Source organism: Saccharospirillum sp., from assembly GCF_040881935.1.
Lineage (GTDB): Bacteria > Pseudomonadota > Gammaproteobacteria > Pseudomonadales > Natronospirillaceae > Saccharospirillum.
In genome coordinates, this window is record NZ_JBBECH010000020.1 from 80,215 (window position 1) to 96,133 (window position 15,919).

Genomic DNA, 15,919 nt, shown 5'->3' on the forward strand with positions numbered 1-15,919 from the left:
ACATGACCGCCAATGCCCAACCACATATAACCGACCAATCGCAGAAATCCAGCCCCTGGGTTCACATTTGCCAGGTCGATGATCTGGTGCCCGATTCAGGAGTGGCCGCACTGGTACTCGGCCAACAGATTGCGCTGTTTTTTCTGAGTGAAACACAGCAAGTCTATGCGATCGCCAACCAGGATCCGGCCAGTGGTGCCAGCGTGATGGCACGGGGTATTCTCGGTGACCTTAACGGAGAAACCGTGGTCGCCGCACCGTTGTACAAACATCATTTCTCGCTGAAAACCGGTCGCTGCCTGGAAAACGAGGACTGGCAAGTCCGGGTCTGGCCAGCGCGCATTGTCGATGGCCAGGTCGAGATTGAGTGGGTATGACCGATCGGAGTCTGCACACCACCTGCGCTTATTGCGGCGTTGGCTGTGGGGTGGAAATACCCCGGGCCGGGGACCGCGATATTCAGGTCAGCGGGCTGGCCAACCACCCGGCCAACCTGGGCCGACTCTGCGTTAAGGGAACTCATCTGGGTGAAGTCCTGCCTTTGCAGCAGCGCCTGCTACGGCCCCAGTTGGCCGGGAAAACCGTCAGTTGGGACACCGCTCTCGACTTTATCAGCCAGAAAATTGACCGGGCCCGCACCGATTTCGGATCGGACAGCCTGGGGTTCTATCTCTCCGGGCAATTACTGACTGAAGATTATTACGTTGCCAACAAACTCGCCAAAGGCTTTCTCGGCACGGCGAATCTGGATACCAATTCGCGGCTGTGCATGTCGTCGGCCGTTGCTGCCTATCAGCAATCGCTGGGCGAAGATGCGGTTCCCGGTTGTTATGAAGACCTGGAACAGGCTGACCTGGTGATTCTGGTTGGCTCCAACCTCGCCTGGGCACACCCGGTGCTGTTTCAGCGCTTGCAGGCGGCGCGCAAAACCCGGCCGCAAATGCGCCTGGTGGTGATCGACCCGCGTGCGACCGATACCAGCCGTGCCGCCGATCTGCATTTGCCGCTCAAACCCGGTACCGATGGCCGTTTATTCAATGGCGCCCTGGCCTGGCTGGCCGACCAGAACGCTCTGGATGCTGAATTCATCAAACAGCACACTGAACAATTTGACGAAACCCTGGCCGCTGCCCGCCAGCATGCGGTTTCAAACTGGGCGGCCCTGGCTGACGATTGCGACCTGTCACTGGCCGACCTGCTGCAATTTTTTGACTGGCTGAAGGACACACCCAGAACCGTCACCGCCTGGTCTATGGGGATTAACCAGAGCCGCTCTGGTGTCGCCAAAAGTCAGGCGATCATTAACCTGCATTTGGCAACCGGTCGCATCGGTAAGGTCGGTGCCACGCCCTTCTCCATCACCGGCCAGCCCAATGCTATGGGAGGCCGTGAAGTCGGTGGCCTGGCCAATCAACTGGCCAGTCACCGCGGGTTCACGCAGGCCGATTGTGACGCCGTTGCCCGGTTCTGGGAGGCCCCCAACATGGCTCGTACACCGGGCCTGAAAGCGGTGGATCTGTTTAAAGCGGCTGCCCGGGGTGAGATCAAAGTGCTTTGGATCATGGCCACCAACCCACTGGCCAGCCTGCCCGATGCCAACCGGGTACGGGAAGCGCTGGCCCGGGTAGAGACCGTCATCGTCTCCGATGTCGTGACCGACAACGACACCCTGGCTTATGCCGATCTGGTATTGCCGGCACTCGCCTGGGGCGAAAAAGACGGCACCGTCACCAACTCCGAACGCTGCCTGTCACGTCAGCGTGGTTTTCTACTGCCTCCCGGTGAAGCGCGCCCCGATTGGTGGGCGCTGACCCAGGTAGGTCAACGGCTAGGTTTCAGGGCCGCCTTTGATTACGACTCTGCCGCAGACATCTTCGTTGAACATGCGGCGCTCAGCGCCTTTGAACCGGCCCCCAACCGCCAGTTTAATTTACAGCCATTAAAGAACCTCACGGCGCGCGAATACGACAATCTGGCACCGATGCAATGGCCTTTTGAGGCCGATGGCTGCCCCCGTGCACGCCTTTTCAGCGATGGTTGCTTCGCCACGCCCAATGGCCGCGCCCGTTTTATACCGGTCGCGCCCGCCGAGCCCGATGCCGCCGCTGGCCAGCTACGACTGAACACCGGTCGCCTGCGTGATCAGTGGCACACCATGACCCGCACCGGCCTGGTGAATCGGCTTGGTCAGCACCGCCCAGATTTCTGCATTACCCTACACCCGGCCGATGCCGCCGAACGTGGGCTGACAGCAGGCCAACCGGTACGCATCAGCAATGCCCTGGGCCACTTTGTGGCACTGCTGGCCATAGACACCGGTCAGCGACGCGGGGATGCCTTTGCACCCATGCACTGGAACGCCACCTTTGCCGCCGAAGGCGGAGTTACCCGGGTTATTCCGGCCATCGTCGACCCGCAGTCGGGCCAGCCAGAAGCCAAACATGCCTTAATTGACGTGGAACCCTTACCCGTACGCTGCTCGGGTATTTACATCGGGGAGCATCTGCCTGAGCCATTAGCACAATCTGCCATCTGGTTTAAACGGTCTCTGGGCCAACAATGGCTGTGGTCATTGTTTTATGCTGAACAGAAGGTGACTGAACTGGCTAGTCTATGGCAATCCATCGCGCCGGAAAACAGCGTGACGCTGAGTGACTCCGGTCACCACTGGTTTCATCAGGCTAGCCTGCCCGGTCAGTCGCCCGGCTTCTGGCTGGCCCTGGGCGATCAGTATCGACCTGAGGTAGATACCGACTGGCTGATAGAACACTGGCAAGTCAGTGACGTAGCACTGGATGACTGGCTAGCGGGCAAGCCGGGTAAAGCGGACCCCCGTGGCAATCTGATCTGTACCTGCTATTCGGTGTATGACAGAGACATTCAGGGTTACCTTGAACAACACCCGGGTGCCAGGTTGGCCGACGTACAACACGAATTGAAGTGCAGTACCCAGTGCGGCAGCTGTCTGGAGGAAGTCACGGGCCTGGTACAACAATGCAGTCTTCGCTCATCCGCCGTCGAGACGGCTTAGAATTACTGCAACCCCTGCAAGGCATTCTCAACATTAACCCCGGCCACCAGCATGCCAATTAGCTCACCGGAGGAATCATGAATCGGCAATGCAATCTGAGACAAAAACCGGCGAGTGGACTCATCATAGGAAATAGCATCTATCTGAACCGGTTGACGCCGGGTAACAATGGCGTCAAAAGGGCCTTCATCGCCCTGAAACCAATCCGATGTTACATTGCCGGCCCCTATCGTCACGCCATGTACATCGGTAATAAACAGTTCGCTGAACACCCCCTGAGACTGGCGACGAATAAACTCCAACCGGGTCGAGAGGTCCCGGCTCAGCACCTCTCCGATCAAGTCAAAATCACCGGTTCGAACTTCGTCGACCCATTGCCGGTCGATCCGGTTGATCTCACCAGCGCTTAAATGCCGATTGCGCGCGTTAGCCTGCAAGACCGGTTCGCGCACCCAGTCAGAAACCAGCCATCGGGATAATGGGTCAACCAGCTTAGACAGCGACCGCTCATTTTTATCCGTTAGCGAAATCTGTTCGATTCGACAGCCCGTTGCCGCTGCGTTAAAAGCAACCATGAAACCGGGATGCTCGTTTGAGAACGCATCTGTGATGTAAAGACCAAGCGGGATAAACCCCACAAAGCGCTTGTTAATCGCCGAGAGCTCACCATTCAGGCGGGCTACCGCTTCATCAAAAACAGACTCACTGATCAATAGATGCTGTGCTCGCCCTGCCAGGAAAGCCCGCACCAGACTGTCGGTCGACGAAACGCTGAAGAACTCTGAAAAGCCCTGGCTTTGTAGCCAGATCGCCTGATAGGTACCATCCATAACCAGAACCGTTTCGTTTTTCAGGTCACTGAGCGTCACATCGGATACATCGTCCAGGCTGTACCAGTACCAGGATTCCAACATCAGCGGATCGGACAACCCTGCAAAATCGTCACTGCTGGCGTTTTGAACATACAAAAACCAGCCATCTATTTCACCACGATGGGCCAGGCGAACCACTCTGGGCCAGGGTGCAATAACGGTTTGGAACTGATAGTCGGGCAATTGATCGAACACACAATCGAGGGTGTGTTTAGCGTTGCCCTGCAACACCTGCTCAGACGTTTCAAACAAATAGGGAGGCATGATGTCCGTGCCCAGTCGCAACGTCGTCTCCGCCTGAACCGCGCCGGTAAGGCCAAATAAACAGAAGCACGACATTGCTGAAAGCCGGGTAATCAGGAAAAACGGACGCATCAGTACCTACTTATTTCATAGAATAAGTAGAGTGTAGTGCGATTTTTGGAAAAGCACAGTGCCTCCGGCGGGCGAAGGCACTGTCGAGACCGGATCAGCCGCCCTGTTTCGGGCCTATCCAGACTTGCTGCGCGTTAACGAACTCACGAATACCGTGGGGTCCCAACTCCCGGCCCATACCCGAGCGCTTGATGCCGCCACTGGGCAAACGCGGGTCGGTTTTCACAATACCATTGACCGCTACCTGGCCCACTTCAAGACGGCGCGCAATGGCCTCGCCGCGATCGGCCTTCGTCCATATGGCAGCCGCCAGGCCGTAGTCGCTGTTGTTGGCAATGGCAATGGCCTGCTCTTCGTTCTCGGCTTTCATCACCACCGCGACCGGGCCAAAGGTTTCCTCGCAGCTGGCCACCATGGTCTCAGTGACGTCCACCAGCAGCGTGACCGGATAGAAATAGCCTGGCCCCGATGGCAACTCGCCACCAAGCAAACACCGCGCTCCAGCTTCCATCGAAGCCGTAACCTGGCCATGCAGGTTATCGCGAAGTTCCGCCCGGGCGATCGGGCCTATATCGGTGGTTTCCTCTCGCGGGTCTCCCATATTCAATTTAGCCAGACGTTCATGCAGCTTTTCGACCAGGCTGTCATACACCGGCGCTTCGACAATAATTCGCTTGGCGGCGATGCAACTCTGGCCAGCATTGATAATGCGCGACAGCGTAATGATGTCGGCCGCTTCGTCCAGGTTGGCATCCGCCAGCACGATACAGGGGTCTGAGCCACCCAGTTCCAGTACTGAATGTTTGATCTCTGAAGCCGCAATCGAAGCCACGGCACCGCCGCCTTTTTCCGACCCGGTAAAGGACACTGCCTGTATCCGTTTATCACGGATAACCGCTTCGACGGCGGGCGTTTCCAATGGCAAATTCTGAAAAATATCAGCCGGAGCACCAGCCTGCACAAACAGATCAGCAATCGCCTGGGCACAGGCAGGCACGTGCGGATCATGTTTCATCACGCAAGTATTGCCCGCCATCAATGTCGGGGCAGCATAGCGAAACGCCAGCCAGAAGGGAGCGTTCCAGGGCAGGATACCGAGGATTACACCCAAAGGGAGGTGCTGTACGTAACTGAGCGTGGCATCGGAAGCCAGAGTCTCGGGTTGCAAATAGGCTTCACCATGCTCGGCATAGTGCTCGGCACACCAGGCCGATTTGATCACCTCGGCGCGGGCCTCCTTGATCGGTTTGCCCATCTCCTCGGTCATCAGCACAGCCAGACGATCAACGTCATCGCGCATTAATTTGGCCACGGCCAGCAACACCCCGGCACGGTCGCTGTAAGAGCGAGCGCGCCAGCTTTTGAAGGCCGTTTCGGCTCGCGCCAGGATATCCTCAACCTGCGCGGGCGTGGCCGCAGGCACTTCATGCAGAAGCTTGCCTGTGGAAGGATCTGTGGCGGTCAACATTATCATTCTCCTCACCTGGTCGATAATTGCTTAAGAGCTCGCAGCCTCTTGGCTGACTTTGCCGGCTTTGGCGCTGGACTTGTCTTTCTTGCCGGTGCGCTTTGCATCCGCCGTATTGTTATTGGCCTGGGTCTGCGGTTCGCTGCTTAACGCATTGCCCGAGACATCGGTCAGCCTAGCCGGAGTATTGGCACTGAGTTCACGTGCTGCGAATTCTGGCTTGACGATAAAATCCTCATCCAGACTGAAGAAGGATTCGCAGCCCCGGCTGGTCACATAAACAGTGTCTGAAATGCCCACCGTCTTGTTACCATCGACGCCCCACATCCAGGGAATGATGTGAAAGGTCATGCCTTCGCGCAGCACTTGCGAATCGCCCTGTTTCAGACTGATGATATAGCCTTCATCCCAACTCGGCGGAAAGGCGATGCCGATCGAATAGCCGGAACGGGTGACCAGACGGGCGCCCACGTCGTTGTCGGTAATGATGTTGCGCACCAGGTTATCGACATCCGACACGGTAAGCCCGGGTCGTATCAGCTTTTTAACTTCACGCAACGCATGCTTCATGCGCTCCTGGGCGTGGTGCATCGACTCCGACAAATCGCCCAGTACGATGGTGCGCATCATGGCGGTGTGATAGCGGCGATAACAGCCGCCGACTTCCAGAAACACATGCTCACCCGGCTGAACCGTTCGGCCTTCCCAGGTCGCGTGACCAATCATCGAACGCGGCCCGGACGTAACGTACGGCATCACCGCCGGCGGTTCACCACCGGCACGAAACATGGCAGCCGAAATAGCCGCACCGATGTCGTTTTCGGTCGCACCGGCTACCGTGGCTTCGAAACCGGCTTTGATGCCAGCTTCAGTTGCCCGGGCCGCTTTACGCATGACATCCAGTTCAGCAGCAGACTTGCAAATCCGGCCTTCTTCGACAATGCCAAAACAATCGTTCAGGGAACCATCGAGGAAGGTGGTGTGAATGCTGTCCTGGTGATAGGCCGGGAAAAAATAGCTGTTGCGCTCGTAGCCAATGCTTTTTCCGTTCAGTCCAAACTCACGCAACGCCTCGACCAGCATCTGGATCGCGTCACCCGTATCCGGGTAGGGGCGGGTTCGTTCCACCCAGGTTCGGGCATGGACGTTAGACTCTTCCAGTGCCCGGGTGATCATGAAGGGTTCGTCTTCCAGTGGCACAACCAGAGCCTGAAAGAACGAATACCCTGTAGTCTGATAATCGGTCAGATACATCAGGTTTTCCGGATCGGTGATCACCACCGCGTCCAGCAGCCGACTGGCCATACGTTCACGCAGACCTTCCAGTCGACGCACATACTCGTCGAACGGAAAGGTCATGTCTTCGCGTTGTTTCATGCCGCCTCCAACGCTTCCCCGATGGCTTTGGACAGTGTCGCCAGACCTTCGTGCAAATCACTGTTGGGGATTGTCAGTGGCGGAATAAGTTTCAATACACGCCCGCCGACACCACAGGCACCAATCAGCAGCCCGGCTTCAAAACAGCGACGCGCCACGTCTTTTGCCAGCGCACCATCGCCCAGATCAATGGCCTGCATCATGCCTTTGCCACGCACCTGGAATGCCTGAGCGCTGTGCTCGGTGCAGATACCCTGAAGATGCTCTTTCATCTCCCTGCCTTTGGTGACCACTTCGGTCATCAGCTCGTTGTCTTTGAAATAGCTGAGCGCCTGGACACCAGCAACAAAGGAGAAGCCCTGGCCGCGGAAGGTACCGGTGTGTTCGCCGGGTCCCCAGTGCTTGTCGTGCTCCGGACGCACCAGATTCATCGCCAGCGGTGTACCAAAACCGCCGATGCCTTTGGCGAGCGTTACGATATCCGGATCCAGACCCATATCATCGAAGCTGAAATATTTGCCAGTACGTCCACAACCGGCCTGGATATCATCGATAATGAACATCGCGCCCAGGTCGTGAGCCAGTTTCTGAACAGCCTGAAGCCATTCTTTGGAGGCAACATGCACCCCGCCTTCGGCTTGAATAGCCTCGACCAGAAACGCCGCAGGCGGCTCCAGGCCACTGCTTGGATCGGCATAGAGTGCGCGCAGGCGGTCAACTGAATCCACCCCACACCCCAGGGTGCAGCCTTTGCACTGAGTCTCACAGCCAAACGGCTGGCGCAGTACGTGGTTGAGCGGCACGCCAGCGGCGTTGCGGAAATAGCTGTTCGCGGTAGCGGCCAGTGCACCCAGTGTCATGCCATGAAAGCCATGGCTGTAAGCCACAATGGTTTGCCGTCCGGTCACTTTCCGGGCCAGTTTCATGGCGGCTTCCACGGCATTGGTGCCTGTCGGGCCCATGAACTGCATTTTGTAATTCATCTGGCGCGGTTCGAGAATGGTTTGCGCAAACTCCTGAATGAAATCACGCTTGACCGTGGTGTACATATCGAGACTGTGAGCAACACCGTCGTTCTGGATAAATTCGATCAGCGCTTTTTTCATGCGCTCGTTGTTGTGACCGAAGTTCAACACCCCGGCTCCGGCGAAGAAGTCCACATAAGACTTACCCGCTTCGTCTACCTGACGGGCATTAGACGCCGACTTGAACACCGTCGGGTACAAACGGCAGTAACCACGGATATCAGATTCCCACTTTTCAAATACGTCCATTTCAACCCCTCCAGTTGTGTTGTTAGAAAACCATCTTGTTAACTCTGAATGCCCGGTGTTAGCTCACGGTACCGCGACATCGAGTATGTTTTGCAGCACCGTTTCATTGAACGATGCCAGACCAGAACAGATTGTACCTGGCCAGTAAATCCGGTCAGTCCGGAATCGGGACACCGGCCAGGCGAGCATAGATGCGCGCCACCGGATCAATCAGAGCATCGTTAAAATCGTAATTCGGGCTATGACAAGGCACCTCATGCGCCAGTTCACCGTCTCCGGAACCGATCAGGGCAAAAGCACCCGGGCATGCCTGCAAGTAATAGCTGAAATCTTCCGATGCCATAATCGGCAACCGCGTTGTCTCACTTAACGCACGCTCACCCAGTTGCTCCACCAGCACAGACCGGTAAACAGCGGCTTCGGCACTGTGGTTAACCGTAGCCAAATATCGCGGAAATACCTCTACCTGGCACTCAACGCCGTAGGCCTGCGCCGTGCCGGTGGCAATCTCCTGTATCATCTGTGTTAGCGGCTCGCGCATAGCGGGATCAGCCAGGCGAAAACTGCCTTCGAGTACCGCCTTATCCGGAATGACGGTGACGCCACTGCGCGCATCAAACGAGGTAACGCTTAGTACGGTCGCATTTTGCGCCGGTAACCGGCGGCTGACCGCCTGCTGCAACGCCACAACGATGGCCGAACCAGCCAAAACCGGATCGCGGCACAGCTCCGGCTGGCTAGCGTGCCCACCCTGGCCTTTTACGACCAGTTTGAAGGTTCCGTTGCCGGCCATAACAGCTCCATCCGGGCACACTGCCTGGCCAAAGGGTATGGCGGGCCAGTTATGCCAGCCAAACACGGCTTCAACACCAGCCAGAGCACCATCCTCGATCATCCGTTTGGCGCCATGCCCACCCTCTTCAGCCGGTTGAAACAACAAAGTCACCGGCCCGGGCAGCCGATCTTCCCGGGACTTCAGCCACCGGGTGGCTGCGAACAGAGTTGCCGCGTGGCCGTCGTGACCACAGGCATGCATGCAACCCTGGTTGTGTGACGCCCAGGCCACGCCACTGTTTTCTTCGATGGGCAGCGCGTCTATGTCGGCCCGTAACGCTATGTGTCGGCCAGGGGCGTCAGGGGCGAGTGTCGCGACCGTACCTGTCTCGGCGCATACTCGCCACTCTATACCCAGAGCGGTGAGCTTCTGACGCAGCGTCGCCGCCGTTCTTTGCTCCGACCAACTCAGCTCCGGCTGGCGATGCAAATCCCGGCGCAGGGCAATGGCGTCTTTTACGGCCTGCGCCCAGCTTGAATTGGTTGACGATGGAGTGGGTGCTGACACCGCTGAATCACCTCTGCCTGTCTATGAATATGGCTGTATCAATGTTGAAGTCGTTGCTGATCATCGTGGACCTGCAGGGAAAATGTTTTGATCCCCACAGATCGATCATCAGGCCTGTAACCCACCCTAGTTTCATAAGCCGAGGCCTTGCAAGGTTTTTTTCCTACAGGGTGACAGACCCGTTCACCAACCTGCCCCTACCAGCGTTAGACTTCGCTCTCAACAGCCCATCCAGTTCGTTCTAATTTTTTAGTAATATCAGTAAGTTAGAGTAATTATTCCACTATCAAAAGCAGCAAGAAATGACCTTTCCATAGGCTCCGTAAAGGCCTTGGAAAACCTCATTCCTGACGAGGTAATTTCAGGCTATTTCCCGTTTTTTTATTCTTGAGGGGAATAACCATTAGGCCCCTAATAGTAAGGGGCATAAATCGTTTTTTACCAAAACCAACTTTGTCAGTTAATCCTTGATCAATTCAGACGATTCCGCCCGAACTGACTATACTGTCCCCCGATTCTGGATGAGCGCTTGGTCTTCTTTCACCGGGCCGACCAGGATTTTGAATGGCAGGAATATTCAGATCTGACGGACGATTAGCCTGCCAACCTAATCCAGCCCATCGACTGGGCAACCTGGCTGACCGACATAAACACACACATGGTGATCACGATCGGACGAATCAAACGAGCACCACCGCTGAGCATGGTATGGCTACCGACAAAAGCCCCCAGCACTTGCCCCAGCATCATTGCAAAACCGATCACCCAGACCACCTGACCGCCTGCGGAAAACACCGCCAGCGAAACGACATTTGACATAAAATTCAGGGGTTTGGCAGAGATGGTGGCAGCCAACAGCGTCTGGCCACGAAAGGCGACTCCGGTTGCGGCATAAAACGACCCGGCGCCCGGCCCGAAAAAGCCATCGTAAAAGCCCACTGCTGGCGCCCAGGTCACTGCCCACTCACGTTCTGTCTGATGTGCCTTCGTCTCGATGCTTCCCAGGATTGGCGTTAACCAGAAATACACAGCGACACTGATCAGCAATACCGGAACCAGCCATTCCAGCCACCCGGTATCTACACCCTGCACCAGCCAACTGCCCAGGGCAGCGCCCAGACCAGCCGCAACGAGCCGCCACAGCAACGCCTGCCCGCGCAAATGCCCTTTCAGCAACAGTGTCACCGAGGCGGTCAGTGTTCCAACCACGCCCTGCGCCTTATTCGTCGCCAGAGCACTGACCGGTGGCACACCCAACAGCAACATGGCTGGCAACGAAATCAAACCACCACCTCCGGCCAGGGTATCTACCCAACCGGCCAACATGGCGACAGCAAACAAGATTAAGAGAATGCTAAAAGACCACTCCATGTATGAGATCTCCCTGGGAATTTTTATGATTCAGGTTTCGGAGTTTGCAAGGTACGAACGGCGTTACTCTTGGCTCGTCATAGCAAGTAGGGTGGCAGCGTTCACCGCAGATACAATCCGGCTAATTCTTTGACAGGTTAGCGCCCAGAGCCGACAAAAGTTTAGAGACCGTCCCCATTCAAAGGGATGTCCAGCACATAACTGGTGGCCTTAACCGGCGTGGAAATGTCGTGCTCCCACAGCTCAGCCTGGTGTTTCTTAACGGCCCAGTCGGCTAAATCGTGAAACGGCTGACGACCGGGATCTGCGATCAGAATCTGACGCACACCCGCCTTTTTGGCGCGTTTGATCAGGGTTTTCCACTCCTCTGCCAGACTGTCCCAGAAGCAGATATCGCCACCGATCACCGTGTCGGCCATCGACAGATCAGCGGTTTTCAACTGTTTGATTTTACGCTGCCAGAATACAGGCTTGAGCTCGTTCAGTTCACCGTGCAACTGCAGGTAGGGCTCTACAGAATCGTCGGCATCTATTGACATGACTTTGGATTGAAACCGGTCCATCAGAAACAGAGTGGTCGGGCCCCAGCCACAGCCAATATCAAACACGACTCGGCCTTCAGGAATAGGATCGAGCAGCAGATAGTCCATCAGCACGAAACTGGAATCCCAGACTTTATTACCGTGCAGATTGGCATCTCCGACACTGTGCTTCAGGGTTTTAATAACCGGATGACTGGCTTTTAAAAAGGTCAGACCATGGGCAGACATCTGATGCCTGGACAGGGAATTTTTAGACAAAGAGAATCTCCAGCCGTTTACGGCAACGTTATTGGGAACAGGGTTGTTATTCAGAGGCTCCTTAATACACCAACTAAGACCAACCCTGTTACTTCAACGGAATCCCCAGGCGCTGATAAATAAAGCTGAGTAACCAGGCCGGGCCTATTAACAGGAACTGAACGTCTTCGAAGAAGCTTGGTTTCTTGCCTTCGATACGGTGCCCCCAGAACTGACCTATCCAGGCTGCGACAAACAGGATCAGCGCAAAAGCCCAGAGCGGCAAGGCCAACCCTAGCGATTGATACCCGAGTACCAACGCTACCGAGACCGCGACCAGAATGCCCATACCGATGGTAAGCGTCCACGACAGACCCGAATAGAACAGAATGCTAACAGCAATCAGCACAACGGCTGCATTCATGATCGGATTTGGCCCCAGGGGAATCTGCCACAACAACGCCAGCACACACCAGAAAATAACCGGCACACAGATCCAGTGAACTTTTTTATTGGTGGGGTTTTGATGGCTCTCGCCGTATTGGCTTAACCAGACTTCGAGAGACTTGGCCATTGGTGTTCCTCCCGCTTGCGGTGAGTCTCATTGTTGAGGAATAAGACTCTACAGCATAACGGGTTGGAGACCAGTAGAACAGGCGAAGCAACTTTTACCGGTAAAACCACCCTATCGATACACAAAAGTACCTTGGTGGTCTTGGTGGCATCCTGCCTTTGCCCGACTTTGAGACGCCCGGGCGGCGACGATCAGTTGTCGCTAAGAACCGCTACACCTTTGAGTGACAGCTCATCGCGCACTTCAGGACGTGACAAGCGGTCCAGCGTTGTGTGGTTACCACGACGACGCGACTTGGACTTGCTGACCACTCCCAAAAAGGCAAGGAACGACTGTTTGGCGGTTGCTTTCTTCTCCATTGTGTTCACCTTGAACTCAGTATTCTGAGGGTTAGTACCCGGTTTACCATCAGAGTAAGCGTTTCGAGTTGGGTACGTGAATACTGTACTCCGGCTATTGATCACTTTCTGCACATAAATCAGACAAACATTTATAACTTAGCGTCGTCAATAACCGTACCTATACACAGTAACCATAAAAATGCGGCAACATTATGACGCTGGCAAGCCGTCACTGGCTGTTACAGTTTGATACTTGTGACTCGACAGACAGGCTGGGTTAATGTCTGAAAAATAACGATTACTCACGAAGGAGCTGCGTCTATGGCACACCCCGCCATTCGAACCGGTATTATCGGCTACGGCCTCTCGGGTCGGGTCTTTCATGCGCCTTTCATCCACGGCTTGCCCGACTTCGAGCTGAGCGCCGTGTGCAGCCGACAGGCCGAGGTCGTCCATGAGCGGTACCCGGATACCCGGGTGGTCGTAGATGTTGAGCCGTTAATTGAATCAACGTCGCTGGATCTGATTATCATCACTGCACCCAATACCCTGCACTTCCCGTTGGCCGAAGCTGCATTAAAGGCTGGCAAGGACGTTCTGCTGGAAAAGCCCTCGGTCACCTCGCTGCAGGAAATTGAAACGCTGACGCAATTGGCAAACGACCATGATCGGCTGCTGACGGTTTATCAGAATCGACGTTTCGACGGTGATTTCCTGCATTTAAAAGCGCTGATCGATTCAGCAGAGCTGGGTACCTTGAAGCATCTGACCAGTCGATTCGACCGGTTCAGGCCCAAGCCACAAGATCGCTGGCGCGAGCAACCAGGGCCTGCGAGCGGCATATTCTGGGATCTGGGACCCCACCTTCTGGACCAGGCATTGCATCTGCTGGGCGCGCCTGACTCATTGCAAGCCAGCCTGAAAATTCTGCGTCCCGGCGGCAACACGCCCGACTGGTTTGAAATCATGCTGGATTACCCGGAACTCCAGGTTACGCTTGGCTCGACGCCTTTTGAAGCGGGACCCATGCGCCGCTTTAATGCCCGTTTCGAACAGGGTAGTTGGCAGTGCTGGGGGCTGGACCCGCAGGAAGAAGCCCTGCGTGCCGGTCAAATGCCCTGGCAGAATGATTACCCCAGCGCCGGTCAGTCACAAACCGCACATCGGCACATGGCTACAGAGGACGGGGAAATAACCATTCAGTCTGATAACTGCGCACCCGGTCATTACCAGGCCTATTTTAAAGCGCTGGCAAAGGCTGTTAACACCCGAGCCGAGCCGCCGGTCAGTCTTGGCGATGCCCGTGCTCTATTGTATACGCTGGAGTTGGCTGAACAATCGTCGGCTGAAGGCAAACGCCTGAGTTGGCGGTATCCAACATTGTAAACGGCGTTACGGGCTGCTCATAGACCAGGTTTCCAGCCCATCGCTCAGCGCTCGCTGAGCGGTGCCATCTGCGACCAGATTAGCCATGATGCGGGTCAGTTCGGCTCGCAAGGCTTCGGTATTGCAGGGAGAGCGACGGGAAATCGTCAGAAACAAGCCTTCTGCGCTGATGGGTGGCTCTATTTGCTCAATGATATAATCGAAATCAAGCTCTGCCGCATACGCCAGACCCGGATATTCCTCGTACAGCACATAATCGACACGCCCCTGAGCCAGCATGCGAAAAGCCTGAGGCAGACTGGTCACGTTATCGATGCTGAGGTTAGTGCTGGCGTATTCGTCGAAATTTTGGCCAAAGCTGTTGTTGATCACCGTGGCGCCTTCATAGGGTTGCAGGTCGACCCACTCGCTGTAGTCGAACGCCACCAGCGAACGTTTCCAGACGACCGAGCGGGTGGTCAGGAAAGCCGGTTCAATGTAATCCATGTAGGCCAGGCGCGGCAGCGTGAAAAAGGCACCGGCAATCAGATCGACGCGCCCTACCCTCACTTCTTCCTGAGCGCGGGACCAGGGACCGGTGTAAATCACTTCAATGGGAATCCCCAGGCGTTCGCTCAGGGCTTCCATAATGGTCTTGTTAGCACCAATCAGCCCGCGCCGGGATCCGGGTTCCTGCCACAAATAAGGCGGGTATTCGGGATTGCCCGTAGCGGTCAGTCGGGTGCAACTCTCGGAAGGGACAGCGGAGGCCATGGTGCCCGGTTGACCTGGTTCGGCCTGTAAGGCGGCCAACGAAACCACAGAGGAGACCAGCAACAGGCGCCGACACCAGCCGGATAAGCCAAAAATCATTATGCGTGCCCCATGTTGGGCAGTAGATCCAATAAGATCATATGCTCAGCTATTCTCTGCAGTTTCAACAACTCAGTAAGTCCACGCCCTCCCTGATTGGAACACCAGGGGAGGCTTTGAACACGCCACGCGAGCCTCCCGAGCCCAATAATAGATGGGCAGAAGAGAAAGCACAAAAGCCCGGTCGTCGCGCCGGGCCCACATCACCCTAAACGGGCCGCCAAAAACGCCTTAAACGCCAGTGCACTGGCCTTGGGCGTTCTGACTTGGGTGTCATAATTTACATGCACAGTACCGAATCGCTGACTGTGGCCTCACTGAGCGGGTGTGAAAATTGATGCCCAAAAAATCCAGATCGCCAGCGATGAGGTCCGGCGAGCTCACCCGGCAGGCAATCCATGTAATGAACGAACCCTCTGCGTTCTTAGTAACCGGCCGGGGTGATGCGCTGGGTATACACTGAAAAGTCGGGTTTCGCTGGCGTGTAGTCACTGTGTAGCAACGGAGACTGAATCATAAAATCCGCACTGGCCCGGTTGCAGGCAACCGGAATATTATACAGCGCGGCAATGCGCAGCAGAGCTTTGATGTCTGGATCATGCGGTTGTGGCTCGAGCGGATCCCAGAAAAAGATCAACAGATCGATGTCGCCTTCGGCGATCTTGGCGCCAATTTGCTGATCGCCACCAAGAGGACCACTGAGCAACTTTTGCACGGGTCGGTTCAGCCCCTTTTCAATCAGCTTGCCGGTCGTTCCGGTAGCATAGATGCCCAGCGACTCAAACAGTGCCTGGTTTTCCTGAGCCCAGGCAACCAGCTCCTGCTTTTTGTTGTCGTGAGCCACCAGGGCCACGTTTCGATTCGGTTTGGACATACT

14 protein-coding genes and 1 pseudogene are annotated in these 15,919 nt (G+C 55.9%); 3 read left to right on the forward strand and 12 right to left on the reverse strand.

Annotation, left to right across the window (positions count from 1 at the left end; translation table 11 throughout):
* Positions 1–2 precede the first annotated feature (2 nt).
* Together nirD and WEB54_RS02755 are read left to right on the forward strand one after the other, a co-directional pair.
* The gene (gene nirD, locus WEB54_RS02750) at positions 3–377 is read left to right on the forward strand and encodes a nitrite reductase small subunit NirD (protein WP_368053120.1); all 375 of its coding nucleotides are present in this window, start codon (positions 3–5) and stop codon (positions 375–377) included.
* Entirely contained in the window at positions 374–3,031 is a 2,658-nt protein-coding gene (locus WEB54_RS02755) for a molybdopterin-dependent oxidoreductase (RefSeq protein ID WP_368053121.1), read from the forward strand. The genes nirD and WEB54_RS02755 overlap by 4 nt, the downstream gene beginning before the upstream one ends.
* A gap of 2 nt (positions 3,032–3,033) precedes the next feature.
* Here the strand turns inward: WEB54_RS02755 and WEB54_RS02760 are convergent, their stop codons facing one another.
* From WEB54_RS02760 to WEB54_RS02800, 9 genes are all read right to left on the reverse strand, one after another.
* The gene (locus tag WEB54_RS02760) at positions 3,034–4,278 is read right to left on the reverse strand and encodes a hypothetical protein (RefSeq protein ID WP_368053122.1); all 1,245 of its coding nucleotides are present in this window, start codon (positions 4,276–4,278) and stop codon (positions 3,034–3,036) included.
* A gap of 94 nt (positions 4,279–4,372) precedes the next feature.
* Positions 4,373–5,746, reverse strand: a complete 1,374-nt coding sequence (locus tag WEB54_RS02765) for an NAD-dependent succinate-semialdehyde dehydrogenase (protein WP_368053123.1) — start codon at positions 5,744–5,746, stop codon at positions 4,373–4,375.
* 30 nt (positions 5,747–5,776) lie between these two features.
* Entirely contained in the window at positions 5,777–7,123 is a 1,347-nt protein-coding gene (gene doeA, locus WEB54_RS02770) for an ectoine hydrolase (RefSeq protein WP_368053124.1), read from the reverse strand.
* Positions 7,120–8,397, reverse strand: coding sequence for an aspartate aminotransferase family protein (locus WEB54_RS02775; RefSeq protein ID WP_368053125.1), 1,278 nt, complete (start codon positions 8,395–8,397; stop codon positions 7,120–7,122). The genes doeA and WEB54_RS02775 overlap by 4 nt, the downstream gene beginning before the upstream one ends.
* A gap of 154 nt (positions 8,398–8,551) precedes the next feature.
* On the reverse strand, positions 8,552–9,739 hold the full coding sequence (gene doeB2 / locus WEB54_RS02780; protein ID WP_368053126.1) for a N(2)-acetyl-L-2,4-diaminobutanoate deacetylase DoeB2: 1,188 nt from the start codon (positions 9,737–9,739) through the stop codon (positions 8,552–8,554).
* Positions 9,740–10,333: 594 nt separating this feature from the next.
* On the reverse strand, positions 10,334–11,110 hold the full coding sequence (locus WEB54_RS02785) for a TSUP family transporter (RefSeq protein ID WP_368053127.1): 777 nt from the start codon (positions 11,108–11,110) through the stop codon (positions 10,334–10,336).
* A gap of 161 nt (positions 11,111–11,271) precedes the next feature.
* On the reverse strand, positions 11,272–11,910 hold the full coding sequence (locus WEB54_RS02790) for a methyltransferase (RefSeq protein WP_368053128.1): 639 nt from the start codon (positions 11,908–11,910) through the stop codon (positions 11,272–11,274).
* Between the two features lie 88 nt (positions 11,911–11,998).
* Positions 11,999–12,463: a DUF962 domain-containing protein gene (locus WEB54_RS02795; RefSeq protein ID WP_368053129.1), complete on the reverse strand. Its 465-nt coding sequence runs from the start codon at positions 12,461–12,463 to the stop codon at positions 11,999–12,001.
* A gap of 191 nt (positions 12,464–12,654) precedes the next feature.
* Entirely contained in the window at positions 12,655–12,822 is a 168-nt protein-coding gene (locus WEB54_RS02800) for a hypothetical protein (protein WP_164743820.1), read from the reverse strand.
* Between the two features lie 303 nt (positions 12,823–13,125).
* On the opposite strand from WEB54_RS02800, the gene WEB54_RS02805 reads away from it, so the two are divergent.
* A complete protein-coding gene (locus WEB54_RS02805; protein WP_368053130.1) occupies positions 13,126–14,190 on the forward strand; it encodes a Gfo/Idh/MocA family oxidoreductase in 1,065 nt (354 codons plus the stop codon).
* Between the two features lie 6 nt (positions 14,191–14,196).
* Here WEB54_RS02805 and WEB54_RS02810 read toward each other — a convergent pair whose 3' ends face one another.
* The 3 genes and pseudogenes from WEB54_RS02810 to WEB54_RS02820 all read right to left on the reverse strand — a co-directional run bounded on the left by WEB54_RS02810 (position 14,197) and on the right by WEB54_RS02820 (position 15,916).
* The gene (locus WEB54_RS02810) at positions 14,197–15,042 is read right to left on the reverse strand and encodes a substrate-binding periplasmic protein (RefSeq protein WP_368053131.1); all 846 of its coding nucleotides are present in this window, start codon (positions 15,040–15,042) and stop codon (positions 14,197–14,199) included.
* Positions 15,043–15,245: 203 nt separating this feature from the next.
* Positions 15,246–15,344: pseudogene (locus WEB54_RS02815) on the reverse strand (hypothetical protein); the annotation flags it as partial.
* Positions 15,345–15,466: 122 nt separating this feature from the next.
* On the reverse strand, positions 15,467–15,916 hold the full coding sequence (locus WEB54_RS02820) for a methylglyoxal synthase (protein ID WP_368053132.1): 450 nt from the start codon (positions 15,914–15,916) through the stop codon (positions 15,467–15,469).
* Between the last annotated feature and the right edge of the window lie 3 nt (positions 15,917–15,919).